The 1,191-nt window shown below is 46.5% G+C and carries 1 protein-coding gene; it reads left to right on the top strand.

Annotated elements, in window-relative coordinates:
- The coding region (gene tuf, locus VSA01S_RS19740) for an elongation factor Tu (protein WP_039980856.1) at positions 1-1,184 on the top strand (1,184 nt) is incomplete at its 5' end.
- Positions 1,185-1,191: the final 7 nt, after the last annotated feature.

Below are 1,191 nucleotides of genomic sequence, written 5' to 3'. Positions count from 1 at the left end.
TGTCTAAAGAAAAATTTGAACGTACTAAACCGCACGTTAACGTTGGTACTATCGGCCACGTTGACCACGGTAAAACAACTCTAACTGCAGCTATCTGTACTACTCTTGCTAAAGTTTATGGCGGTGTAGCTAAAGACTTCGCATCTATCGATAACGCTCCAGAAGAGCGTGAGCGCGGTATCACAATCGCAACTTCTCACGTTGAGTACGACACTCCAACGCGTCACTACGCACACGTTGACTGTCCAGGACACGCGGACTACGTTAAGAACATGATCACTGGTGCTGCACAGATGGACGGTGGTATTCTTGTAGTTGCTGCGACTGATGGCCCAATGCCACAAACTCGTGAGCACATCCTACTAGGCCGTCAGGTTGGTATCCCTTACATCATCGTATTCATGAACAAATGTGACATGGTTGATGATGAAGAGCTTCTAGAGCTAGTAGAAATGGAAGTTCGTGAACTTCTATCTGAGTACGACTTCCCAGGTGATGACCTACCAGTTATCCAAGGTTCTGCACTAGGCGCACTAAATGGCGAAGAGCAGTGGGAAGCTAAGATTGTTGAACTAGCAGAAGCGCTAGATTCATACATTCCTGAGCCAGAGCGTGCAGTAGATATGCCATTCCTAATGCCTATCGAAGACGTATTCTCAATCCAAGGTCGTGGTACAGTAGTAACTGGCCGTATCGAACGTGGTATCCTAAACGTAGGTGACGAAGTTGCTATCGTAGGTATCAAAGACACTACTACTACTACATGTACTGGTGTTGAAATGTTCCGTAAGCTTCTAGACGAAGGCCGTGCAGGTGAGAACGTTGGTGCACTTCTACGTGGTACTAAGCGTGACGAAGTTGAACGTGGTCAAGTACTAGCTAAGCCTGGTTCAATCACTCCACACACTAAGTTCGAGTCAGAAGTATACGTACTTTCTAAAGATGAAGGTGGCCGTCATACTCCATTCTTCAAAGGCTACCGTCCACAGTTCTACTTCCGTACAACTGACGTAACTGGTGACATCTCTCTACCAGAAGGCGTAGAAATGGTAATGCCAGGTGACAACATCCAAATGGTTGTTGAACTGATCGCTCCAATCGCAATGGACGAAGGTCTACGTTTCGCTATCCGTGAAGGTGGCCGTACAGTAGGTGCTGGTGTTGTTGCTAAGATCTTCGACTAATTCTTAA

Source organism: Vibrio sagamiensis NBRC 104589 (assembly GCF_007990935.1).
GTDB lineage: Bacteria > Pseudomonadota > Gammaproteobacteria > Enterobacterales > Vibrionaceae > Vibrio > Vibrio sagamiensis.
This window is presented reverse-complemented; position numbering and strand designations above follow the sequence as displayed.